The sequence below is a fragment of the Nocardia asteroides genome (genome assembly GCF_900637185.1).
Classification (GTDB): Bacteria; Actinomycetota; Actinomycetes; order Mycobacteriales; family Mycobacteriaceae; genus Nocardia; species Nocardia asteroides.
Map to the genome: position 1 here is coordinate 3,019,938 of NZ_LR134352.1, position 22,811 is coordinate 3,042,748.

General features: G+C 70.9%; 17 protein-coding genes and 1 rRNA gene. 12 read left to right on the top strand and 6 right to left on the bottom strand.

All coding sequences use genetic code 11. From position 1 onward, the window contains the following. Positions 1-81 precede the first annotated feature (81 nt). From EL493_RS14160 to EL493_RS14175, 4 genes are all read left to right on the top strand, one after another. Positions 82-966 (top strand): alpha/beta fold hydrolase, encoded by an 885-nt coding sequence (locus EL493_RS14160; RefSeq protein ID WP_019046272.1) that lies wholly within the window; start codon positions 82-84, stop codon positions 964-966. Positions 967-1,030: 64 nt separating this feature from the next. Then, a complete protein-coding gene (locus EL493_RS14165) occupies positions 1,031-2,851 on the top strand; it encodes a hypothetical protein (RefSeq protein WP_019046273.1) in 1,821 nt (606 codons plus the stop codon). Between the two features lie 57 nt (positions 2,852-2,908). Further along, positions 2,909-4,660: a malto-oligosyltrehalose trehalohydrolase gene (treZ, locus tag EL493_RS14170; protein ID WP_074965660.1), complete on the top strand. Its 1,752-nt coding sequence runs from the start codon at positions 2,909-2,911 to the stop codon at positions 4,658-4,660. 77 nt (positions 4,661-4,737) lie between these two features. After that, on the top strand, positions 4,738-5,988 hold the full coding sequence (locus tag EL493_RS14175) for a serine hydrolase domain-containing protein (protein WP_019046275.1): 1,251 nt from the start codon (positions 4,738-4,740) through the stop codon (positions 5,986-5,988). Positions 5,989-5,991: 3 nt separating this feature from the next. On the opposite strand, the gene ilvA is transcribed toward EL493_RS14175, so the two are convergent. Together ilvA and EL493_RS14185 are read right to left on the bottom strand one after the other, a co-directional pair. Then, positions 5,992-7,344: a threonine ammonia-lyase IlvA gene (ilvA, locus tag EL493_RS14180; protein ID WP_019046276.1), complete on the bottom strand. Its 1,353-nt coding sequence runs from the start codon at positions 7,342-7,344 to the stop codon at positions 5,992-5,994. 86 nt (positions 7,345-7,430) lie between these two features. Further along, complete coding sequence (locus EL493_RS14185; RefSeq protein WP_022565981.1) at positions 7,431-7,865, bottom strand: nitroreductase family deazaflavin-dependent oxidoreductase; 435 nt, start codon at positions 7,863-7,865, stop codon at positions 7,431-7,433. A gap of 96 nt (positions 7,866-7,961) precedes the next feature. On the opposite strand from EL493_RS14185, the gene EL493_RS14190 reads away from it, so the two are divergent. After that, positions 7,962-8,177, top strand: coding sequence for a hypothetical protein (locus EL493_RS14190; RefSeq protein ID WP_030204306.1), 216 nt, complete (start codon positions 7,962-7,964; stop codon positions 8,175-8,177). Here EL493_RS14190 and EL493_RS33540 read toward each other — a convergent pair. Continuing rightward, positions 8,166-10,847 carry an ATP-binding protein gene (locus EL493_RS33540; RefSeq protein WP_030204299.1) on the bottom strand — a complete coding sequence of 894 codons (2,682 nt, stop codon included), beginning with the start codon at positions 10,845-10,847 and terminating at the stop codon, positions 8,166-8,168. The two genes, EL493_RS14190 and EL493_RS33540, sit on opposite strands and share 12 nt — an antisense overlap. A gap of 158 nt (positions 10,848-11,005) precedes the next feature. On the opposite strand from EL493_RS33540, the gene EL493_RS14200 reads away from it, so the two are divergent. Beyond that, positions 11,006-11,362 carry a nuclear transport factor 2 family protein gene (locus EL493_RS14200; RefSeq protein WP_019046280.1) on the top strand — a complete coding sequence of 119 codons (357 nt, stop codon included), beginning with the start codon at positions 11,006-11,008 and terminating at the stop codon, positions 11,360-11,362. 31 nt (positions 11,363-11,393) lie between these two features. Beyond that, a complete protein-coding gene (locus EL493_RS14205) occupies positions 11,394-11,810 on the top strand; it encodes a hypothetical protein (RefSeq protein WP_019046281.1) in 417 nt (138 codons plus the stop codon). Between the two features lie 49 nt (positions 11,811-11,859). On the opposite strand, the gene treY is transcribed toward EL493_RS14205, so the two are convergent. The 3 genes from treY to EL493_RS14220 are packed head-to-tail and all read right to left on the bottom strand — an operon-like array spanning position 11,860 to position 16,832. Beyond that, positions 11,860-14,280 carry a malto-oligosyltrehalose synthase gene (gene treY, locus EL493_RS14210; RefSeq protein ID WP_019046282.1) on the bottom strand — a complete coding sequence of 807 codons (2,421 nt, stop codon included), beginning with the start codon at positions 14,278-14,280 and terminating at the stop codon, positions 11,860-11,862. After that, positions 14,277-16,409: a glycogen debranching protein GlgX gene (glgX, locus tag EL493_RS14215; protein ID WP_030204293.1), complete on the bottom strand. Its 2,133-nt coding sequence runs from the start codon at positions 16,407-16,409 to the stop codon at positions 14,277-14,279. The genes treY and glgX overlap by 4 nt, the downstream gene beginning before the upstream one ends. A gap of 57 nt (positions 16,410-16,466) precedes the next feature. Next, on the bottom strand, positions 16,467-16,832 hold the full coding sequence (locus EL493_RS14220; RefSeq protein WP_019046284.1) for a cupin domain-containing protein: 366 nt from the start codon (positions 16,830-16,832) through the stop codon (positions 16,467-16,469). Between the two features lie 56 nt (positions 16,833-16,888). On the opposite strand from EL493_RS14220, the gene EL493_RS14225 reads away from it, so the two are divergent. The 5 genes from EL493_RS14225 to EL493_RS14245 all read left to right on the top strand — a co-directional run bounded on the left by EL493_RS14225 (position 16,889) and on the right by EL493_RS14245 (position 22,533). Continuing rightward, positions 16,889-17,317 (top strand): MarR family winged helix-turn-helix transcriptional regulator, encoded by a 429-nt coding sequence (locus EL493_RS14225; protein ID WP_019046285.1) that lies wholly within the window; start codon positions 16,889-16,891, stop codon positions 17,315-17,317. Positions 17,318-17,375: 58 nt separating this feature from the next. Continuing rightward, the gene (locus EL493_RS14230; protein ID WP_019046286.1) at positions 17,376-18,653 is read left to right on the top strand and encodes an adenosylmethionine--8-amino-7-oxononanoate transaminase; all 1,278 of its coding nucleotides are present in this window, start codon (positions 17,376-17,378) and stop codon (positions 18,651-18,653) included. A 44-nt stretch (positions 18,654-18,697) separates the two neighbouring features. Further along, on the top strand, positions 18,698-19,852 hold the full coding sequence (locus EL493_RS14235; RefSeq protein ID WP_030204291.1) for an 8-amino-7-oxononanoate synthase: 1,155 nt from the start codon (positions 18,698-18,700) through the stop codon (positions 19,850-19,852). Next, positions 19,849-20,517 (top strand): dethiobiotin synthase, encoded by a 669-nt coding sequence (gene bioD, locus EL493_RS14240; RefSeq protein ID WP_030204287.1) that lies wholly within the window; start codon positions 19,849-19,851, stop codon positions 20,515-20,517. The genes EL493_RS14235 and bioD overlap by 4 nt, the downstream gene beginning before the upstream one ends. A 499-nt stretch (positions 20,518-21,016) precedes the next feature. After that, a 16S ribosomal RNA gene (locus EL493_RS14245) occupies positions 21,017-22,533 on the top strand. Positions 22,534-22,811: the final 278 nt, after the last annotated feature.

The following is a 22,811-nucleotide window of genomic DNA, read 5'->3' on the forward strand; positions in this document are numbered from 1 at the left end:
CGGACGATCCGGCCGTCGGCCGGAGGCACAGGGGAGTGACGGATGCGGTGGAGTACGGGTGGCCGGCGACGGTCGCGAGCGGTGGTGGCGGTCCTGGCCGCCGCGGTCTGGCTGACGGCGGTACCGGCCGCGGCCGAGGCGCCGGGAGCCGCTGAGCAGGCACTGGGTCCGGCGCGGTACGTGGATACGCCGCTCGCGCGGTTCCACTACCGGCAGCTGGGCGCGGGCTCGCCGGTGGTGTTCCTGCCGGGCGGCACCGTGTGGTCCTACACCTGGCGCGAGATCGCGCCCGCGGTGGCCGCCGGTCACACGGTCGTCACCGTCGATCCGCCGGGCTACGGCTACACCACGCCCACCGACCCCGCCTTCGGCTTCGACCTGACCTCCACCACCGACGCGATCGTGCAGTTCCTCGACGCGGCCGGGATCGAGCGCGCGTCGTTCGTCGCGCATTCGATGGGCGGTGCGCTGGCGGTCGCGCTCGCGGCCAGGTATCCGGAGCGGGTCGACCGGCTGGTGCTGGCCGCGCCGCTGGTCCTGGACCGGGACCTCAATCCGGCGCTGCGCCTGGTGCGGGTGCCCGGGGTGGGCCAGGCGGCGGCCGAGCTCATGACCGAGCCCGTGTTCACGACCGGCCTGCGCAATTCCTACGCCCATCCCGAACGGCTCACGCCCGAGGTGGCCGCCGCCTACTGGGACGCGGCGAGCCGCCCGGTCAACCGCGCCGCGATGTGGCGCGCGAGCGGGCTCGACCTCGCGGCGGTGACCGCGTTGCTCCCCCGCGTCGCCGCGCCGACGCTGCTCGTGTGGGGTTCCGGTGACACCTGGATCCCGGTCGAGCAGTCGACCGAGGTGCTGGCCCAGTTGCCGTCGGCGCGTCGCGCGCTCGTCCCCGATGCCGCGCACATGGTGCACGAGGACAATCCCGGCGGCTTCCGCGCCGCGATCGGGGACTTCCTGGACTGAGCCGCGCCCGGGCGCCGGGGGTGATGGCCCCGCGGCGCGGTACGGGCTAGCGTCGAGTGGCGTGATGTCCGCGCTGCTGCTCGACTCGCCACCGCATCCCGCCGATCCGCCACGGCTGTCGCCGTCGGCGAGGTCACGGCGGGTGCTGCTCGTCGCGGCGATGCTGATCGTGGCGCAGCTGGCCCTGCGGGCCTGGGTGGCGGCGTCGGGGTTCTTCTACTGGGACGACTTCATCCTCATCGGCGAGGCGGGCAGGCACGCGCTGTGGTCGCCCGATCTGCTGGTCACCAGCCACGACGGGCATGTGATGCCGCTGGCGTTCGTGCTGACGTGGCTGGTGACCGCGGTGGCACCGTTGCAGTGGGGGGTGGCGGCGGCGGTGCTCGTCGCGCTGCAACTGCTCGCCTCGCTGGCGGTGTCGCGGCTGCTCGTCGTCCTGCTCGGCACCGGGCCGCGCCTGCTGGTGCCGCTGATCTTCTATCTGTTCGTGCCGTTGACGGTGCCCGCGTTCGCCTGGTGGGCCGCGGCGGTGAACGCGCTGCCGTTGCAGATCGCGCTGGCCTGGGTGAGCGCCGACGCCGTGCGGCTGGTGCGCACCGGGCGCACGCGGTACGCCGTGTCGGGTGCGGCGGTGACCGCCGTGGCGCTGCTGTTCTTCGAGAAGGCCGTGGTGGTGCTGCCGGTCGCGGTCGCCGTGGTGGCGCTGCTGGCCTGGGTGACGGGGGAGCCGGTGCGGGCGGCCGTGCGGCGGGGTGCGGTGCTGTGGACGGCGGCCGGCGCGGTGCTGCTGGCCTGGTCGGCGTTCTTCCTGCTCGTCATCCAGAAGCCGCGTGGATTGTCGCGCCCCGAACAGCCGACCGCCCTGCTGCGCCAAGCCCTGTCCGACGGGCTGGTGCCCGCCCTGTTCGGCGGTCCGTGGCGGTGGGAGCGGTGGCAACCGGCCACGCCGTGGGCCGATCCGCCCGGTGTCGCGGTCGTGCTGTGCTGGGTGGCGCTGATCCTGTTCGCCGCGTGGACGATTCGCACCCGGACGCGGACCGGACCGATCTGGGTGGCCCTGACCGCCTACGCCGTCGTGACGGTCGCGCCCGTAGTGATCCTGCGCGACGGGCCGGGCACCGCGGCGCTGCTGCTGCAATCCATCCGGTATTTCGCGGATTTCGCCGTCGTCGGCTGCGTCGGGCTCGCCCTGATCATGCGCGCGCCACGGTCGCCCCTATCCGGTGGCAAGCCCGGTGCGCGGTCCGGGCGACAGGTCGCCGGGCTCGCCATGGCGGTCCTGTTCGTGGCGGGCAGCACCTATTCGACCGTGAGCTTCACCCGCTCGTGGTCACCGAGCCCGGCCCGCGATTACGTCACCGGCGTACGGGCCGCCCTGCCGACCGCCGACGCGCCGCTGCTGCCACAGGAAGTGCCATGGAACGTGCTCAACCCCTTGGCCTTTCCGCAGAACATGACCGACCAGGTGTTCGCCCCGCTGGCCGGGCCGGACACCTTCGCCCGCGCGACCCCGCGGCTGCGGATGTTCACCGACGACGGCGCCCTCGTCGACGCGGCGGTGTGGTGGAACCGCTCGATCCTGCCCGGCCCCGAACCGGACTGCGGCTACCGGGTGACCGGCGGGTCGTCGGTGCGGCTGCCCCTGGACGGCCCGATGCAGACCCGTGAATGGACCGCCCAGCTGAACTATCTGGCCGACCGGGACGCCATGATCGCGGTGTCGTTCGAGGGCGGTGCCGAAACCGTCACCGAGATCGGTCGCGGCTTGCACCCGGTCTACCTCCGCATGCTCGGCGGCGGCTCCGCGTTGCGCGTGCGGGCGCTGACCCCGGGCCTCGAACTGTGCCTCGGCACGGGTCCGGTCGGTGTCGTCGCGCACGACTGATCATCCGGCGACACCGGTCGCCCTGCCCGATGACCGCGCGCGTGCCATGCTGTGCCCATGAGGCAGTTTCGGGTGTGGGCGCCGGAGGCGGGGACGGTCCGGCTGCAACTGGACGGGGTGGCACAGCCCATGCGGCGCAACGGCGGCGGCTGGTGGTCGGTCACCGTCGACGCAGGTCAGGGCGCCCGATACGGCTTCCTGATCGACGACGACCCGACCGTCCTGCCCGACCCGCGCTCGCCACGGCAGCCCGACGGCGTCCACGCGCCCTCGGCCGTGCACGACCTCGATCCCGCCCGCTGGACCGACCACCGCTGGACCGGCAGGCAACTCGCCGGCTCGGTGTTCTACGAGCTGCACATCGGCACGTTCACCCCGGACGGCACCTTCGACGCGGCGATCGAGCGGCTCGACCACCTGGTCGACCTGGGCGTCACCACCGTCGAGCTGATGCCGGTCAACGCCTTCGACGGCACCCACAACTGGGGCTACGACGGCGTGCTCTGGTACGCGGTGCAGGAGAGCTACGGCGGTCCCGACGGCCTGCAACGCTTCGTCGATGCCTGCCACGCGCGCGGCCTCGCCGTCTGCCTGGACGTGGTCTACAACCACCTCGGGCCTTCCGGCAACTACCTGCCGCGCTTCGGTCCCTACCTCAGCGAGGGGCACAACACCTGGGGGCAGAGCCTCAACCTGGACGGTCCCGGCTCCGACGCGGTGCGCCGCCACATCATCGACAACGCCCTGCGCTGGCTGCGCGAATTCCACCTCGACGCGCTCCGCATCGACGCCGTGCACGCCCTGGTCGACCGCACCGCCACCCACCTGCTCACCGAACTCGCCGTCGAAACCACCGCGCTGTCGGCGCATCTGGGCCGTCCGCTCAGCCTGATCGCCGAGAGCGATCTCAACGACCCCCGGCTGATCACCCCGCGCGCCGCGGGCGGCTACGGCCTCACCGGCCAGTGGAACGACGACCTGCACCATGCCGTGCACACCGCGGTCTCCGGTGAACGGCAGGGCTACTACGCCGATTTCGGCTCCCTGGCCTGCCTCGCGCAGACCCTCACGCACGGGTTCTTCCACGCCGGAACGTATTCCAGCTTCCGCGGCCGCACCCACGGCATCCCGATCCCACGGGAGCTGATCCCCGGCAGCGCCCTGCTCGGCTACACCTGCACCCACGACCAGATCGGCAACCGCGCCGTCGGTGACCGTCCGAGCGAATACCTCACGCCCGGTCAGCTCGCGGTGAAGGCGGCGCTGGTGCTGCTGTCGGCGAGCACCCCGATGTTGTTCATGGGGGAGGAGTGGGGCGCGCGCACCCCGTTCCAGTTCTTCACCTCGCACACCGATCCGGTCGTCGCGGCGGCGACGGCGGCGGGACGGCGCGCCGAGTTCGCCGAGCACGGCTGGTCCGCTGACGAGGTACCCGACCCGCAGGATCCGGCCACCTTCACCCGCTCCCAGCTCGACTGGACCGAACCCCGGCGCGAACCGCACGCCCGGCTGCTGGCCTGCTACCGCGCCCTGATCGCCTTGCGCAAGGCCAGATCCGAGTTCGCCGATCCGTGGCTGGACCACGTCTGGGCCGACTACGACGAGGCCAGGCGCTGGTTCGTGCTGCGGCGCGGCCGGATCTCGGTGGTGTGCAACCTGTCCGAGGACGAAGCGGTGATCCCGGTCCACGGGCGGGTGCTGCTGGCCTGGGCGCCCGCTACCGAATCCGGTGCGGGAACACTCATCTCCGGGCACAGTTTCGCCGTCCTCGAAGAGGGCGACGGCGCGGGCACCGTGATCACCGGCTGACCGGGGCAAGGGCACGGCTCGGGCACGGTCGGGTCGCGACCGTTGCCCAACCGAACGGACGACCGTACGGTTGAACGATGAGCAACGACGCTTACGGACAGGACAGTGCTGCCCTTCCGGCCGGTGTCGGCGGTTTCGCCCCGGCCGGATTCGGTCCGCTGGTGCGCGCCTTCGCGGCCCTGATCGGTCATCGCCGCGCCGCGGGCGGCGCCCTCGCGATCTATCGGCACGGCGAGCCCGTCGCCCACCTGTGGACCGGCACCGCGGGAGACCGGCCGTGGACGGCCGACACCGCGCCGATCGTGTTCTCGGCGACCAAGGGTGTCACCGCGACCGTCATCCACCGGCTCGCCGACCGCGGCCTGCTCGACTACCGCGCTCCGGTGGCCGAATACTGGCCGCGCTTCGCCGCCAACGGCAAGGGCGCGATCACCGTCGCCGACGTGCTCACCCACCGCGCCGGGCTGTCGTCGTTGTGCGCGGTGGCCACCAGCGCCGCCGAATCCCTCGACCACGAACTCATGGAGGACCGGCTCGCGCTGGCCACCCCCGACCGACTGCGCGGCGTGCCGACCTACCACGCGCTGACCTACGGGTGGCTGCTGGCCGGGCTGGCCAGGGCCGTCACCGGGCGGTCCATGGGCGAGCTGATCCGCACCGAGGTCACCGACCCGCTCGGGCTCGACGGTATCCATCTGGGGCGTCCGCGGGCCGGTTCGTCGACCGAGTACGCGCCGCTGGCGGGCACGCACCTGAGCGTGGCCGGCCATCCGATCGCCGCGGGGGTTCTCGACCGCGTCGGCAAGCTGGTCCCCGGTCCGCTCGGCGCCGCGTCGCGCTGCCTGTTCGTCCGTGGCCTGAACGGCATCCTCGACGGTGACGAACCGACCATCCTCGACACCGAGATGCCCGCGGGCAACGGCGTGTGCACCGCGACCGGCCTGGCCAGGATGTACGCCGCGCTGGCCGACGGCACCACCATCGACGGCAGGCCCTACCTGCGGCCGCAGACCCACACGCGGATCCGCCGGGTGCAGACCTACCACCTCGACCACGCGCTGTTCTACCTGCCGATGATGTGGCACCTCGGCTACCACTCCATGCCGATGCCCGGCGCCAGGAACGCCTTCGGCCACATCGGTCTGGGCGGATCCTTCGGCTGGGTCGACCCGCAGTCCGGACTGTCGGTCGGCTTCGTACACAACCGCCTGGACCAGGGCCTGCTCGCCTACGACCAGGTGGCGATGGGCTGGTTGCTGCCGCTGGTCATGGCGGGTGCGCGCGCCGGCCGCGGCCGCGGGCCGAGGCTCGACCGCGCGGCCGCGTAGGGCTCAGGTGAGGTAGCGGTACGCGGGTGACCCCGGTTCCAGGCGCTCGGCCTGGATCGGGGACTCCTCGATGCGGTGCAGCAGCGAGGCCAGATCGTCGGTGGCGCCGAGCTCGATGCCGACCAGCGCGGCCCCGGTCTCCCGGTTGTTGCGCTTGACGTACTCGAACATGGTGATGTCGTCGTCCGGGCCGAGGACGTCGTCGAGGAAGCGGCGCAGCGCGCCGGGCTCCTGCGGGAAGTCCACCAGGAAGTAGTGCTTGAGGCCCCGGTGCACCAGCGACCGTTCGATGATCTCGCCGTAGCGGGAGACGTCGTTGTTGCCGCCGGAGACCAGCACCACCACCGTCGACCCGGGCTCGATCTCGAGCTCGGACAGTGCCGCGGTGGCCAGCGCGCCCGCGGGCTCGGCGATGATGCCCTCGTTCTGGTACAGGTCGAGCATCGCGGTGCAGATGGCGCCCTCGTCGACCTGCATCACCCGGAACGAGGCGGTGCCGCCCGGGGATTCGGTGGTGGTGAGCAGCGGCAGCGAGGCGTGCGAGACCACCCGGCCGCCGAAGGAGGCCGCCGCCTGGTACGGCAGGTCGCCGATGCGGCGCACGGCGGCACCGTCGACGAACGGGTCGATCTCGGGCAGGGTCACCGGGCCGCCCGCGACCAGCGCCGCGGTCATCGAGGCCGCGCCCGCCGGTTCCACCCCGAGCAGACCGGCCCGCGGCGCCCGCTCGCGCAGATAGGTGCCGATGCCGGCCAGGCAGCCGCCGCCGCCGACCGGCACCACGACCAGATCCGGGGCGGTCCCGAGCTGCTCGAGGAACTCGGCGGCGATGGTGCCCTGGCCCGCGGCGGTGCGCGGGTCGTCGAACGGCGGCACCATGGTGGCGCCGGTACGGGCGACATCGGCGGCGGCGGCCGCGGCGGCCGCGTCGTAGGTCTCGCCGACGGCGATCAGCTCGACGAACTCGCCGCCGTGCACCCGGATGCGGTCACGCTTCTGCTTGGGCGTGGTGGTCGGCACGTAGATCCGCCCGCGCACCCCCATGGCCTGGCACGCGAACGCCACGCCCTGGGCGTGGTTGCCCGCGCTGGCCGCGACCACACCCGCCGCGCGCTCGGCGGCGGTGAGCTGGTCCATCAGGTTGTAGGCGCCGCGCAGCTTGTACGAGCGCACCGCGGTGAGGTCTTCGCGCTTGAGGTACACCTGCGCGCCGGTGCTCGCCGACAGCCGCGCGGAGTACTGCAGCGGCGTCGGCTCGATGATGTCGGAAATTCGCTTGGCGGCGGCGTCGATCTCGTCCGCGGTCAGCGGCGGACGGGTTACGGACACTTCGGCGACGTCAGCGATGGGGGACACCCGGTAAATGCTACCGAGGCGGATCCGGCGCCCCGCGTGGGTATACACACCGGACCCGCCGCGCGTCCCGCGGGGCGGTAGCGGTGCTAGCGCGGGGTGAGGACGAAGACCGGGATCTGGCGATCGGTCTTGGTCTGGTACTCGGCGTAGTCGGGCCAGACCGCGACCGCGCGGTCCCACCACAGCGCCTTCTCGTCACCGAAGACCTCGCGTGCGGTGTAGTCCTTGGTCTCGGTCCCGTCGCGCAGTTCGACGTGCGGTTCGGCGGTGATGTTGTGATACCAGACCGGGTGCTTGGGCGCGCCGCCCAGCGAGGCGACGACGGCGTACTCGCCGTCGTGCTCGACCCGCATCAGCGGGGTCTTGCGCAGCTTGCCGGTCTTGGCGCCCTTGGTGGTGAGCAGGACGACGGGCACGCCGCGCAGGGACGTGCCCTCGGCGCCGCCGGAGTTCTCGTAGGTCTCGGCCTGGCTCCGCGCCCAGTCCGAAGTGCTCGGTGCGTACTCTCCTGTCAATGGCATGCCCCGCTTAACAACCGCGGGCCCGGTGATGTTCCCGACAGTGCCGTATCCGGAAGTTCGGTGGACCGAACTTCGGTGTGCGTCTATCCTGTGTGCATGGCAGTGGTCACCCCATCGGCAGCATCCGCGACGGTCGACATCGCGGGCAGTGCCTGGCCGGTCTACAAGCTCGAGGCGCTGGTCGCCGCGCTTGTCGTGGCCGCCCTGCTGTTGCTGATCCTCGGTTCGGCGCAGGCCGCCGTCCTCGGTGGCGCCGCGGTCGCCGTCCTGCGATGGACGGTCGGCGCGGCGCGGGCCCACTCACTCCGCTAGGTCGAGTTCGCTCAGCTCCCCGCGCGAGAGCACCCCCAGCTTGGGATAGGCCTTGTACAGGTGATGGCCGACGGTGCGATGACTCAGCAGCAGCCGCGCCGCGATCTCCCGATTCGACAACCCCTGCGCCGCCAGCCGTACGATCTGCGACTCCTGCGGCGTGAGCACGCTCAGCGGCCCGCCACCCGGCCGTGCCGCCGTGCCGACCCCGAGCGCGGCCAGCTCGGTCCGGGCGCGCTCCTGCCACGGCCCGGCGCCGAGCCGGTCGAACAGCGCCAGGGCCTGCTCCAGCTGTGCCCGCGCGTCGACTTTGCGCTTGTCCCGGCGCAGCCATTCCCCGTACAGCAGCCGGGTGCGCGCCTCGTCGAACGGACGGTTCCCGGCGAGTGCCGCCTCGAACCGGGCTTCGGCGTCCGCGCCGTCGGCGAGCAGGGCCGCGCCCCGGGCCACCAGCGCCGCGATCCAGTCCGCCCCGGCCCGCTCCGACCAGGCGGTGAGCCGGTCCAGCGCGTCCCGCGCGCGCTCGGTGTCGCCCAGCCGGACCGCGACTTCGATCTGGTCGGCCAGCGTGCGCAGCCCGCTGACGTGGTGCCGGGCCGGCTCGACGGTCATGTGCGCCAGCTCGGCCCGCGCCTGCTCGAGCCTGCCCTGCCCGAGCGCCAGCAGCGCCAGCGCCGCGTGCGCCCACGGCGCCCCGACCGCGGTCGCGCCACCGAACGCCTCGGCCACCGCCCGGTCGGCGTGCGCGCGGCAGGACGGTTCGTCACCCCGCAGCGCGGCCCCGTAGGCGAGGAAGGCGGTGAGCTGACTGATCCACTGCGGCTGCCCGATGTCCTCGGCGATGCGCAGCCCCTCCTCGGCCGCGATCCGGCTTTCCCCCGGACGCCCGCCGAACAGCTCGGCCTCGGCGCGGAAGAACAACAGCGGCGCCAGCAGCGCGATCCGGCCCTGGTCCCTGGCCTCGCCGATGAGCGAATCGGCCAGCTCACCGACCTGGTCGTCCTGCCCGACGACCAGACCGCTGCCGCACAGCTGCACCAGATCGGCCGGGCTGTCGGCGCCGTGCGCGCGGGCCGCCGCCGCGGCCGCGCGCAGGTCGACGGTGCGCCGCCCGGACACCGACCCGGTCAGGTATCGCACGATCGGCGTGCCCGGGTCGTCGTCGTCGAGGCGCACCGTCTCCAGCAGCCGCGCCACCTCGTCCAATTCGGCGGGCCCGAGATACCAGGCCGTGTGCACCGCCCGGCTCAGGATGCGTGCCGCGCCGCGCGGATCGACCCCGCGCGCCGCCGTCGCGGCCGCGATCAGCCGACGGTGCGCGGAACCCGGTGCGCCCGCGGCGAATTCGGCCTGGGCGCGCACCAGGTCCAGCCGCCGCCCGACCTCGTCGTCGGGTGTCATCGATTCGGCGCGCTCGGCCAGCCGGCCCGCCTGCTCGGTGAGCCCGGCCTCGGTGGCGGTCTCGGCGGCGAGGACCAGCCTGCGCAGCCGGGCCCGCGGGTCGACGCTGAGCGCGGCGGCCCGGTCGTAGGCGACGACGGCGCCGTGGAATCCGGTGCGGCGCCGGGCCCGGTCGGCGGTCTGCTCCAAGGCGGTGGCCACGGTCTCGTCGGGGCCGGTGGCGGCGCCGGCCAGATGCCAGGCGCGCAGGTCGGCGGCGTCGGCGTCGTCGAGGGCGGCGGCCAGCGCGCGGTGCGCGGCGAGCCGGTCGGCCAGCGCCGAGCCCTGATACACCGCCGCACGGGAGAGCGGATGCCGCCAGGACAGCGTGGTGCCGTCGGTATGGACCAGCCCCGCGTCGGCGGCTGGTTGCAGGTCGGGCAGGGCCGCGCCGAGACTCGCGGCGGCGCGCAGAACCGGGGCCAGGTCGTCGGTGCCCGCGGCGGCCGCGATGAGCAGGATCGTCCTGGTGGCGGCGGGCAGACGGGCGACCCGGCCGTGGAACGCCAGCTGTAGCCGCTGGGTCAGCGGCAGCGGGTTCGGATCGTCCACGCCCTCGACGCCGACGGCGGACGGAAGTTCCAGCAGCGCCAGGGGATTGCCCCCGGACTCGGTGAGCAGGCGATAGCGCGTCGCCGGGGTCAGCCGGGCCGGGTGCGCGTCGAGCAGTGCCGCCGCCGCGTCGGGACGCAGGCCGGACAGGGCCAGCTCGGGCAGGCCGGGCGCGGGGAAGTCGTCCGGTCCGGACCGGGTGGCGAACAGGATCACCACCCCCTCGGCGTCGAGCCTGCGCGCCGCGAACAGCAGGGTTTCCGCCGTCGCGCGATCCAGCCAGTGCGCGTCGTCGATCAGGCACAGCAGCGGGCCCTCGGCCGCTTCCTCGGCCAGCAGGGTGAGCAGGGCCAGCCCGATCAGCATCCGGTCGGCGGGAGCGTCGGCGCCGAGCCCGAACGCGGCCTCCATCGCCGCGCGCTGCCGGTCGGGCAGCTGCCGCACCAGCGCCATCCCGGGCCGCACCAGCAGATGCAGTGCCGCGAACGGCAATTCGGCCTCCGATTCGATGCCCGCGCTGCGCACCGTCGGAACACCCTGTGCCGCCGCGTACTCCAGCAGCGCCGTCTTGCCGATACCCGCCTCGCCGCGCAGCACCAGCGCCCCGCTGCGCCCGGCCCGCGCGCCGCTGAGCAGGGCGTCGATCGTGGCCTGTTCGGTGTCGCGTCCGTGCAGCATGCGCACCACGGTATCGCCGTACCGGTACCGGCGGTCACCGCGTCACGGAAAGTACCTATAGGCGACTGATTCGACCGGCCCCCGCTGCGCCATACCGTAGGTGTCATCGCGGGAACAACCCGCGAAACACCAGCTCACAGCACTTTTCGGAGGTCGAGATGAACACCGTCGTCGCGCAGTACCTGGAGGCATGGAACACCCGCGAGCCCGGTGCCCGCCGCGCCGCCGTGGCCCGGCTGTTCACGCCGCAGGCCCGCTATGTGGACCCGCTGGTCGCCGTCACCGGTCACGCCGAACTCGAGGCCGCCATCGCCGGGGTGCAGACCCAGTTCCCCGACTGGTCCTTCCGCCTGGCGGGCCCGGTCGACGCCCACCACGACCAGGTGCGGTTCACCTGGGGCCTCGGACCCGCCGACGCCGACCCCGTGGTGATCGGCTTCGACGTCGCCGTGCTCGCCGACGGCCGCATCGACAGCGTCTACGGCTTCCTCGACCAGGTCCCCGCCACCGCCTGACCCCACCCAGCCCCGAACCAGGAGATCCGCCATGACCACCGCCACCGCCCCGTCCCGCCTGTCCACCCTGCTCGCTCCGGGCGAGCCGCTGTTGCGACTGTCGCTGCGCCTCGACGCCGTCGTCACCACCGTGAACGGGCTCGCCTACCTCGCCCTGGCGCGGCCACTGGAAAATCTGCTCGGCCTCGACTCCCGGGCCGGCCTGGCGATCGGCGTGTTCCTCACCGCCTACGGTCTGGCGGTGGCGGTGGTCGGCCGCACGTCGCCGGTATCCAGGACCGGGGCGGCGGCGGTCGCGATCGGCAACGCGGCCTGGGTCGTCGCGAGTCTGCTCGCCCTGGTCACCGGCGTGCTCGGGCTGACCGCGGTGGGCGCGGTCTGGACGGTCGTGCAGGCGGGCACGGTCGGCGCGTTCGCCGCCCTGCAGTACCGCGGCCTGCGCGGCTGAGCGCCCGGCACCCGTGGGGTCACGATCATCGTGGCCCCACGACGTCGTGTCAGCGCACCAGCAGCGCGACCGGCAGCCGGGTGAACAGCTTGTCCATCCGGACACTGCCCGCGAAGGTGTTGCCGCTGAGCCGGTCGACCCAATTGCCCTCCGGCAGCGGCAGCGCGGTGTCGAGCCAGCCGGTGGCCGCCAGTCCCACCGAGTGCCTGGTGGCCGCGACGATCACCTCGGGCGCCTCGCCCGCGGGCCCGCGACCGAAGGCGACCAGCCGGTGCGCGTGCTCGCCGACGGCGTACAGCGGCCGGTACGAGCCACCCACGAAGCACTCCGGCCGCTCCCGGCGCAACCACAGCGCGTAGGCCACCACCCACATCTTCGTCGCCCCGGTGGTGTCCAGAGTCGGTGGCTCGGTGAGGGATTGGAGCAGCCCGGCCCGCACCGCGAAGTTCACGGGGCGGCGATTGTCCGGGTCGACGAGCGAGTCCTCCCACACCTCGGTGCCCTGATAGATGTCCGGGATGCCCGGCCCGCACAGCTGCAACAGCTTCTGTGCCACCGCATCCGACCAGGCGTGCGGGGCGAGCTCGTGCGCCAGATCCCCGATGCCGGTCCCGACCGGTCCGTCGATCACCGCGTCCAGCCAGCCGTGCACCGCCGATTCGAACTCCGCGTCCGGTTCCTCCCACGAGGTCTTGGTCCCCGCCTCGCGAATCGACTTCTCCGCGAACAGATGCAACCGGTCCCGCAGCCCCGGCACCGACGACGCGGGCCGCCCGTCGGCGGGCCACACCCCGAACATGTTCTGCAACAGGAACAGTGCCGTCGCGCCGTCGGGAGCGGGCGTGGTCTCCAGCCAGCCACGGACCCGCTGCGACCAGATCTCGGCCACCTGCGACAGCACCCCGATCCGGGCCCGCACGTCCTCGCCGCGCTTGGTGTCGTGCGTCGACAGTGTCGTCATGGTCGCGGGCCAGCGCTGCGAGCGCTCGCTGTTGGACAGGTGGAAGTCGTTGACGGAGTGCCCGAATCGCGCCGGGTTACCGCCCACCTCCTGCAAGGACACCAGCCGGGCGCCCTGATAGAACATGGTGTCCTCGACGGCCTTGGCGGTGATCGCGCCACACACCTGGGAGAACCGGGTGGCCGCCTCACCGCCCACGGCGAGGGCGGTCACCAGCACCGACAGCGGCGCGGTGAGTTCGGCGTTGCGCTTCTCCACCTCCGCCACGACCGCCGCGGTGATCCCGGCCAGCGGCGCGTAGTCCACCCGGTACACCGGCATGAACGCGAGCACCTCGATGGTCGCGTTGCTCACCGCCAGCGTGTCGAAACTGCCCGCGTTGCCGTCGCGCTTGATCGCCGAGACCAGCCGCCGGATCTCCGGCGCCAGAATGGTTTCCGCGACCGCGCGTTTGATCCGGTGCTCGGTCTCGCCGAACCAGGCGCGGTCGCTGCCGTGCCCGGCGACGTGCTGGGACAGCTCGGTCATCGCGGCCTCGCCCGCCGGGTCGATCAGCACCCCGCCGATGTCGGCGAGGGCGTCGTAGCCGGTGGTGCCGTCGACCGGCAGGGTCGCGTCCAGCGGTTCCCGGTTGGCCAGGATCTTCTCCACCAGCAGCAGCCGCTTCGGGCCGATCAGCCTGCGCAGCCGCGTCAGGTAGGCGCTCGGATGCGACAGCCCGTCCGGGTGATCCACCCGGACACCGTCGATCAGATCGTGTTCGCACCACGCGGCCAGCTCCCGGTGCGTCGCCTCGAAGACCTCCGGGTCCTCCTGGCGGACCGCGGCCAGACTGCTCACCGCGAAGAACCGCCGGTAGGTGCACACACCGGCCTTCCAGCTCACCAGCCGGTAGTGCTGACGGTCGTGGATGCGCAGCGCGTTGTCGCCGTCGGTGCCGGGCGCGATCGGGAACCGCAGATCGTGCAGGGCCAGCATCGGTTCCGCGCCCGACCGGTCGACGGTGAGCGCGGCCGGATCGTTCTCGTTCTGCAGCACCGGCAGCGCCAGGCGCCCGCCCGCGCCGTTGCCCGGACTCCAGTCGATGTCGAAGTACCTGGCGTACTTGGACTGCTGGCCGTTGCGCAGCACGTCCCACCACCACGGGTTCTGCCGCGGATCGGCCACCCCCACGTGATTGGGCACGAGGTCCACGATCAGGCCCATCCCGCGACTGCGCACCTCGTCCGACAGCGCCTTGAGCCCGCTCGGCCCGCCCAGCGCCGCCGACACCGTGGTGGGGTCGGTGACGTCGTATCCGTGGGTCGAACCGTGCGTCGCGGTGAGGATCGGCGACAGGTACAGATGCGAGATCCCCAGCTGCTGGAGGTACTCGGCGATGGCGCGGGCATCGGCGAAGGTGAGCGCGTCGGGCCGCAGCTGCAGCCGGTAGGTGCTGCGCACGGTGCTCGGCCGGATGGGGGCGCGGTGCAGCAGGGTCAGCGGATCGGTCACGTAGGTCTCGGTCATCGTTTCGGCTGGGCGGTTCGGCGCAGGACTAGCAGGCAGCGGCTGGGGACGGACAGCGTGTCGGCCGCGAGGTGTACCGCGTCGGCCGCGCCGGTGGGGGTCGAACAATCCAGCGCCGAGGTCCATTCGGCGCCGAACTCCGGTCCGGGGAGCACGAACGCGAGCTCTTCGTCGTGCGCATTGAAGCACAGCAGGAACGAGTCGTCGGTGATGCGTTCGCCGCGGGGGCCGGGTTCGGGGATGCCGTCGCCGTCGAGCAGCATCGCCAGCGAGCGGCCGAAGCCGCTGTCCCAGTCGCCGGTGGTCATCTCCGCGCCCGCGGGGGTGAACCAGGCGATCTCGCGCCTGCGCTCGCCCCCGTCGCCGGGCCCCGCGGCGAGGAAGCGGCGGCGCCGGAAGATCGGGTGCGCGGTGCGCAGCGCGATCACCGAGCGGGTGAACTCCAGCAACTCCGCGTTCGTCTCCGCCAGCGACCAGTCCATCCACGACAGCGGCGAATCCTGGCAGTACACATTGTTGTTGCCGAGCTGAGTGCGCCCGATCTCGTCGCCGTGGGCCAGCATCGGCGTGCCCTGGCTCAGGATCAGCGTGGCCAGCAGATTGCGCTGCTGACGCGCCCGCAGTTCCAGCACGGCCGGATCGTCGGTGGGGCCCTCCACGCCGCAGTTCCAGGACCGGTTGTAGCTCTCGCCGTCGCGGTTGTCCTCGCCGTTGGCCTCGTTGTGTTTCTCGTTGTAGGACACCAGGTCCCGCAGCGTGAACCCGTCGTGCGCGGTGACGAAGTTGATGCTGGCGCTCGGGCGGCGGCCGGTCGGCTCGTACAGGTCCGAGGACCCGGTGAGCCGGGAGGCGAACTCGCCCAGCGTCGCGGGCTCACCGCGCCAGTAGTCGCGCACGGTGTCGCGGTACTTGCCGTTCCACTCGGTCCACAGGCTCGGGAAATTGCCCACCTGATAGCCGCCCTCGCCGACGTCCCACGGCTCGGCGATGAGCTTCACCTGGCTCACCACCGGGTCCTGGTGTACCAGGTCGAAGAACGCGGAAAGCCGGTCCACGTCGTGCAATTCGCGGGCCAGCGTCGCCGCCAGGTCGAACCGGAAGCCGTCGACGTGCATGTCCAGGATCCAGTAGCGCAGCGAGTCCATGATCAGCTGCAGCGTGTGCGGATGCCGCACGTTGAGGCTGTTGCCGGTGCCGGTGTAGTCCTTGTAGAGCGCCGGATCGGTGTCGTCGAGGCGGTAGTAGGCGGCGTTGTCGATGCCGCGCAGGCTCAGTGTCGGCCCGAAGTGGTTGCCCTCGCCGGTGTGGTTGTAGACCACGTCCAGGATCACCTCGATGCCCTCGGCGTGCATCGCCCGGACCATGGCCTTGAACTCGGCGACCGCGGCGTCACCACGCGGGCGGGCCGAGTACTGGTTGTGCGGGGCGAGGTAGCCGATGCTGTTGTAGCCCCAGTAGTTGCGCAGCCCCTGGTCGAGCAGGATGTGGTCGTGGAAGAACTGGTGCACCGGCATCAGCTCGATCGCGGTGACGCCCAGGCTTTTCAGGTGCCCGACGACCGCCGGATGGGCCAGGCCCGCGTAGGTGCCGCGCAGTTCCTCCGGCACGTCGGGGTGGGTCATCGTCATGCCCTTGACGTGGGCCTCGTAGATCACCGTCTCGTGGTAGGGCCGGTTCGGCGGCCGGTCGGCGCCCCAGTCGAAGAACGGGTTGATCACCACGCCGGTCATGGTGTGGCCGAGCGAATCCTGGCCGTAGGTGTACAGCGAGGGATCGTTGCCGAACTGTCCGTCGAAGGCCTTGCCGTACGGGTCGAGCAGCAGCTTGCCCGGATCGCACCGTAGCCCGAGTTCAGGCTCGTACGGCCCGTGGACCCGGTAGCCGTACCGCTGCCCCGGCGACACCGTCGGCAGGTAGGCGTGCCAGACATACCCGTCGACCTCGTCCAGCTCCACCCTGGTCTCGCCGCCGTCCTTGGCGATCAGGCACAGCTCGACCTTGGTGGCGACCTCGGAGAACACCGAGAAATTGGTGCCCGCGCCGTCGTAGCTGGCCCCCAGCGGATACGCGGTTCCCGGCCACACGCCCAGCGGAGTCACCTCACCGGATCGGTCGTGCGGGCTCGACATGCCACGACAGTAATGGAACCCGCCCACCGCCCGCGCGCGCTGCGCCTGGCTACTTCGTCACCCCTGCTCCTCGCCCGCCCGCAGCCGCCGGGCATAGCCGGTGCGGCGGGCCAGCGCGGCCAGTCCGCCGAACACCAGCCGCTGCACCGGTGCGGGCGCTCCGGCCAGGTAACCGTCCTGGTACTCCCAGAGCAGGCCGAGCGCGAGCGGGTTGCGGGGCAGCCTGCTCGCCGTCGTCCGTCCGGCATTGTCGAGCTCGCTCCAGAACTCGAACATCGCCCAGTGCCGCAGCGGCGGCCGGACCACGTGGTCGACCACGGTGTCGGTGGACTCGTTCCAGAACTCGTGCACGGCCCGTGGCGGCGCGCTCACCGTGTCGCCCGGACCGGCCACGATCTCGGCGCCGTCCACCCGGAACCGCATCCGCCCCGACCGCACCGTCCAGCTCTCGCCGAGATCCGCCGACGACCCTGCTGAAGTTGCTGGTCCAGGCCACCGGCGCCTACGAGCGCGCCCTGAACGACCGGCTGCGCGCCGAGCTGGGTGCCGACCTGCGGCCCGCGCACTACGCGGTGTTCCGGCAGCTGGCGCCCGAGGGCTCCCGGGTGACCGCGCTCGCCGAGGCGGCCGGGATGACGCAGCAGTCGATGGGGGAGCTCGTCGCCCACCTCGCTCGCTGCGGGTATGTCGAGCGCCGGCCCGACCCGGCCGACGGGCGGGCCCGGCTGATCGTGGCCACCGCCGCGGGCCGGGCGGCGGTCGCGGTGGCGGCCGGGTACATCCGCGGGATCGAGGACGCGGTCGCGGCGGAACTCGGCGCATCCGAGCTGGCCGGCGTGCGCGACGCGCTGGCTCGGCTGCCCGGCGTGATCGCCGGTGCCCGGGCGTCGACGCCGGGTGAATGCTAACTTGAACGGTGTTCAAGGCTGTCGGTGACGGCGGCGCCGGGCGACGACGAGGAAACCTGTGGACCTGACTCCCGAACAGATCAGTGCCATCGATGCCGAGCACGTGTGGCATCCCTACGGCGGGTTTCCCGCGACCACCGAGCCGCTGATCGTCGCGAGCGCGGCGGGCACCAGGCTCACCCTCGCCGACGGGCGCGAACTGGTCGACGGCATGAGTTCGTGGTGGGCCGCGGTCCACGGCTACCGGCACCCGGTGCTGGACGCCGCGCTGCTCGCGCAGTCGCAGCGGATGAGCCATGTGATGTTCGGCGGGCTCACCCACGAGCCGGCCGCCCGGCTGGCCCAGCTGCTAGTCGAGATCACCCCCGCCGGCCTGGACAAAGTCTTCCTCTGTGATTCCGGCTCGGTCTCGGTCGAGGTCGCGGCCAAGATGTGCCTGCAATACTGGCGCGGCGTCGGCAAGCCCGGCAAGCATCGCCTGCTCACCTGGCGCGGCGGCTACCACGGCGACACCTTCACCCCGATGAGCGTGTGCGACCCCGACGGCGGCATGCACGCGCTGTGGACCGACGTCCTCACCCCGCAGGTCTTCGTCCCCGCGCCGCCGGCGTCCTTCGAACCGGACTACGTCGCCGAACTCGAACGCGCCGTCGCGACCCACCGCGACGAACTGGCCGCGGTCATCGTCGAACCCGTGGTCCAGGGCGCGGGTGGCATGCGCTGGCACGACCCGCGCTACCTCACCGCCCTGCGCCGGATCTGCGACGAGCACGACGTGCTGCTGGTCTTCGACGAGATCGCCACCGGTTTCGGCCGCACCGGCGCGCTGTTCGCCGCCGACCACGCCGGTGTCGCCCCCGATGTGATGTGCGTCGGCAAGGCGCTGACCGGCGGCTATCTCACCCTCGCCGCCGCCCTGTGCACCACCGCGATCGCCGAGACGCTCAGCGCCGCGCACGGCGGCCTGATGCACGGGCCGACCTTCATGGGCAATCCGCTGGCCTGCGCAGTCGCGGTGGCCTCGGTGGAACTGCTGCTCGCACGGGATTGGCGCGGCGAGGTGACCCGCATCGAAGCCGAACTGCGCGACGGACTCGCACCGCTCACCGACCTGCCCGGCGTCGCCGACGTGCGGGTACTCGGCGCCATCGGCGTGGTCGAACTGGACCGTCCCGTCGACATGCGCGCCGCCACCGACGCGGCCGTCGACGCCGGCGCCTGGCTGCGCCCGTTCCGCGATCTCGTCTACACGATGCCGCCGTTCATCAGCACCACCGCGGACGTCGCCACCATCACCGGCGCCGTCCGCGCCGCGGTGAAGGCGTCGCTCGGATGACGCGGGAGACTCGCCTGAACGGCGTTCAAGTATGCTCCTCAGCTGTGACTACGGATCCGTTGAGCTGGTTGGACGAGCGTGCGGCCGAGCGGGTCGACGCCGGGCTACGCAGGCAGCTGCGCGTGCGCGCCGCCGAGTCGCCCGCCATCGACCTGGCCTCCAACGACTACCTCGGACTGGTCCGGCATCCCGAGGTCGTCGAAGGCGCGGTCGCCGCGGTGCGCCGCTGGGGCGCGGGTTCGACCGGCTCGCGCCTGGTCACCGGGACGACCGCCGAGCACGCCGAGCTGGAAGCCGAACTGGCCGAATTCGTCGGCGCCGAAACCGGATTGGTGTTCGCCTCCGGCTATGCCGCGAACCTGGGCGCGGTCACCGCGCTGGCGGGCCGCGGCGCCCTGGTCGTCTCCGACGCCGGCAGCCACGCGTCGCTGGTCGACGCGTGCCGGCTCTCGCGGGCCCGGGTCGAGATCGCCCCGCACCGCGATGTGGCCGCCGTCGAACGCCTGCTCGCCGAACGCGCCGAGGAGCGCGCGCTGGTGCTCACCGACTCGGTCTTCAGCGCCGACGGCGACCTCGCGCCGCTGGCGGAGCTGCACCGGGTGACCCGGGCCAACGGCGCGGTACTGATCGTCGACGAGGCGCACGGCCTGGGCGTACGCGGAGTCGGCGGCCGCGGCTTGGTCCACGAGGTAGGCCTGGCCGGCGCTCCCGACCTGGTCATCACCGCCACGCTGTCCAAGGCCTTCGCCGCCCAGGGTGGTGTGGTCCTGGCCGACGCGCGGATCCGCGCCCACCTCATCGACGCCGCCCGCACCTTCATCTTCGACACCGGACTGGCGCCCGCCGCCGTCGGCGCGGCCCGCGCCGCGCTCGCGCTGCTGCGCCGCGAACCCGCCATGGCACGGCGAGTGCTGGACCGGGCGGCCGACATCGCCCGCATCGCCGGGGTGCCCGAACCCGAGTCCGCGGTGGTCTCGGTCGTCCTCGGCGAGGCCCAGCTGGCCTTCGACGCCGCCCAGGCCTGCCGGGCCCGCGGCCTCGATGTGGGGTGCTTCCGTCCGCCGTCGGTCCCCGAGGGCACCTCCCGCCTGCGGCTGACCGCCCGCGCCAACCTGACCCCCGCCGAACTGGACACCATCGCCGAAGTCCTCGGCGAGGTTCTCGCGACCGCCCGCGGCAAGGAGGTCGTGACCGCATGAGCGTCCTGTTGATCAGCGGCACCTCCACCGACGTCGGCAAGACCGTCGTCACCGCCGCCCTGGCCGCCGCGGCCACTGCGGCGGGCCGCTCCGTCGCGGTCTGCAAACCCGCGCAGACCGGCATCGCCCCGGGCGAACCCGGCGACCTCGCCGAGGTCGCCCGGCTCTCCGGCGTCACCCGCACCGTCGAGCTCGCCCGCTATCCGGAACCCCTCGCGCCCGACACCGCGGCCCGGCGCGCGGGCATGCCGCTGCTGTCGCTGACCGACACCGTCGCCGCCGTCGACGCGCAGCGCGACGCCGACCTGGTGCTGGTGGAAGGCGCGGGCGGCCTGCTCGTGCGCATGGGGGAGTTCACGCTCCTCGACCTCGCGCAGAAACTCGGCGCCCCGGTGCTCGTCGTCGCCGCGGCCGGCCTCGGCACCCTCAACCACAGCGAACTCACCACCCGCACCCTGGCCGCCGCCGGCGTGCCCTGCGCGGGCCTGGTCATCGGTTCCTGGCCCGCCGACCCCGACCTCGCCGCGCGGTGCAATCACGACGATCTCCCGCGCGTCACTGAAACCCGACTGGTCGGCACCATCCCCGAAGGAGCGGGGCGATGGGACCGCACTCGCTTCACCGCGGCGGCCCCCAGCTGGTTCGCCCCCGACTGGCGTCCATGACCACCCGATGATCATGGACGGTGTCCAAAACCGATCCTGACCAGGCGATTTGACTTCGTATTCGTCGGTGCGTAACTTAGTTCGAGTCAGAGCGACACGGACACCGACCCGGTGCCGAACCGAACAGCCTCTTGAGGCTAACGGATCGCACAGGGAAACGAGGTAGGACGATGAGCGCCTGACTGATCATGTGTGCAGGGTCACTGTCTTCCGGACTTGTTCCGGCGGATTGCCTGCGCTAAAGTTAGAACCCTTGCCCTGCTGAAACCCCTTCAAAGAGTCGTGGGTAGAGGCTTGTGCGTGTGTTCTTTGAGAACTCAATAGTGTGTCGATGAATGTCAGTGCCAATTATTATTGGCTCCGCTTCTCATACCCCCCGGTTGAGGAGTGGACATTGTGAATGTCAGCAAACTTTTGCTGGTGTTCGGTTTTGCTAGGTTTTCGGACTCTAGTCTTTAGATTATTCTGATTGCACCCTTCGGGGTGTGGTTGAGAGTCTTCAACGGAGAGTTTGATCCTGGCTCAGGACGAACGCTGGCGGCGTGCTTAACACATGCAAGTCGAGCGGTAAGGCCCTTCGGGGTACACGAGCGGCGAACGGGTGAGTAACACGTGGGTGATCTGCCTCGTACTTCGGGATAAGCCTGGGAAACTGGGTCTAATACCGGATATGACCTTCGGATGCATGTCTGAGGGTGGAAAGATTTATCGGTACGAGATGGGCCCGCGGCCTATCAGCTTGTTGGTGGGGTAATGGCCTACCAAGGCGACGACGGGTAGCCGGCCTGAGAGGGCGACCGGCCACACTGGGACTGAGACACGGCCCAGACTCCTACGGGAGGCAGCAGTGGGGAATATTGCACAATGGGCGAAAGCCTGATGCAGCGACGCCGCGTGAGGGATGACGGCCTTCGGGTTGTAAACCTCTTTCGACAGGGACGAAGCGCAAGTGACGGTACCTGTAGAAGAAGCACCGGCCAACTACGTGCCAGCAGCCGCGGTAATACGTAGGGTGCGAGCGTTGTCCGGAATTACTGGGCGTAAAGAGCTTGTAGGCGGTTCGTCGCGTCGTTCGTGAAAACTTGGGGCTCAACCCCAAGCTTGCGGGCGATACGGGCGGACTAGAGTACTTCAGGGGAGACTGGAATTCCTGGTGTAGCGGTGAAATGCGCAGATATCAGGAGGAACACCGGTGGCGAAGGCGGGTCTCTGGGAAGTAACTGACGCTGAGAAGCGAAAGCGTGGGTAGCGAACAGGATTAGATACCCTGGTAGTCCACGCCGTAAACGGTGGGTACTAGGTGTGGGTTTCCTTCCACGGGATCCGTGCCGTAGCTAACGCATTAAGTACCCCGCCTGGGGAGTACGGCCGCAAGGCTAAAACTCAAAGGAATTGACGGGGGCCCGCACAAGCGGCGGAGCATGTGGATTAATTCGATGCAACGCGAAGAACCTTACCTGGGTTTGACATACACCGGAAACCTGCAGAGATGTAGGCCCCCTTGTGGTCGGTGTACAGGTGGTGCATGGCTGTCGTCAGCTCGTGTCGTGAGATGTTGGGTTAAGTCCCGCAACGAGCGCAACCCTTATCTTATGTTGCCAGCGCGTAATGGCGGGGACTCGTGAGAGACTGCCGGGGTCAACTCGGAGGAAGGTGGGGACGACGTCAAGTCATCATGCCCCTTATGTCCAGGGCTTCACACATGCTACAATGGCCGGTACAGAGGGCTGCGATACCGTGAGGTGGAGCGAATCCCTTAAAGCCGGTCTCAGTTCGGATCGGGGTCTGCAACTCGACCCCGTGAAGTTGGAGTCGCTAGTAATCGCAGATCAGCAACGCTGCGGTGAATACGTTCCCGGGCCTTGTACACACCGCCCGTCACGTCATGAAAGTCGGTAACACCCGAAGCCGGTGGCCTAACCCTTGTGGAGGGAGCCGTCGAAGGTGGGATCGGCGATTGGGACGAAGTCGTAACAAGGTAGCCGTACCGGAAGGTGCGGCTGGATCACCTCCTTTCTAAGGAGCACATCTCCACGACGCTTCACACAGGTGAAAGTGGTTGTGGCAGAGACCGTTTAGTTCCCATTCGTGGAACTGCGGACGCTCATGGGTGGAACACTGACTGACTCATCGCATCAAGGTCGGGGCAAAGTCTTCGACCGCGGTGATATACCGACACACTATTGGGTCCTGAAAGAACAGACGTTCTTTCCAGGCAAGACAAACGATCCGCTCGGATCTCTTGTGAAACCACTCGGCTTTGCCGGTAGGTCCAAGTATTCGATTCGATGCGG

Excerpts from the sequence above, each read along its gene's own strand:
- EL493_RS14190 (WP_030204306.1), top strand. The coding sequence starts at position 7,962 with ATGGCAGTGGTCACCCCATCGGCAGCATCCGCGACGGTCGACATCGCG.
- EL493_RS14185 (WP_022565981.1), bottom strand. The coding sequence starts at position 7,865 with ATGCCATTGACAGGAGAGTACGCACCGAGCACTTCGGACTGGGCGCGG.
- treY (WP_019046282.1), bottom strand. The coding sequence starts at position 14,280 with ATGACCGAGACCTACGTGACCGATCCGCTGACCCTGCTGCACCGCGCC.
- EL493_RS33540 (WP_030204299.1), bottom strand. The coding sequence starts at position 10,847 with ATGCTGCACGGACGCGACACCGAACAGGCCACGATCGACGCCCTGCTC.
- glgX (WP_030204293.1), bottom strand. The coding sequence starts at position 16,409 with ATGTCGAGCCCGCACGACCGATCCGGTGAGGTGACTCCGCTGGGCGTG.
- EL493_RS14200 (WP_019046280.1), top strand. The coding sequence starts at position 11,006 with ATGAACACCGTCGTCGCGCAGTACCTGGAGGCATGGAACACCCGCGAG.
- EL493_RS14175 (WP_019046275.1), top strand. The coding sequence starts at position 4,738 with ATGAGCAACGACGCTTACGGACAGGACAGTGCTGCCCTTCCGGCCGGT.
- treZ (WP_074965660.1), top strand. The coding sequence starts at position 2,909 with ATGAGGCAGTTTCGGGTGTGGGCGCCGGAGGCGGGGACGGTCCGGCTG.
- EL493_RS14205 (WP_019046281.1), top strand. The coding sequence starts at position 11,394 with ATGACCACCGCCACCGCCCCGTCCCGCCTGTCCACCCTGCTCGCTCCG.
- bioD (WP_030204287.1), top strand. The coding sequence starts at position 19,849 with ATGAGCGTCCTGTTGATCAGCGGCACCTCCACCGACGTCGGCAAGACC.
- EL493_RS14220 (WP_019046284.1), bottom strand. The coding sequence starts at position 16,832 with ATGCGGTTCCGGGTGGACGGCGCCGAGATCGTGGCCGGTCCGGGCGAC.
- EL493_RS14165 (WP_019046273.1), top strand. The coding sequence starts at position 1,031 with ATGTCCGCGCTGCTGCTCGACTCGCCACCGCATCCCGCCGATCCGCCA.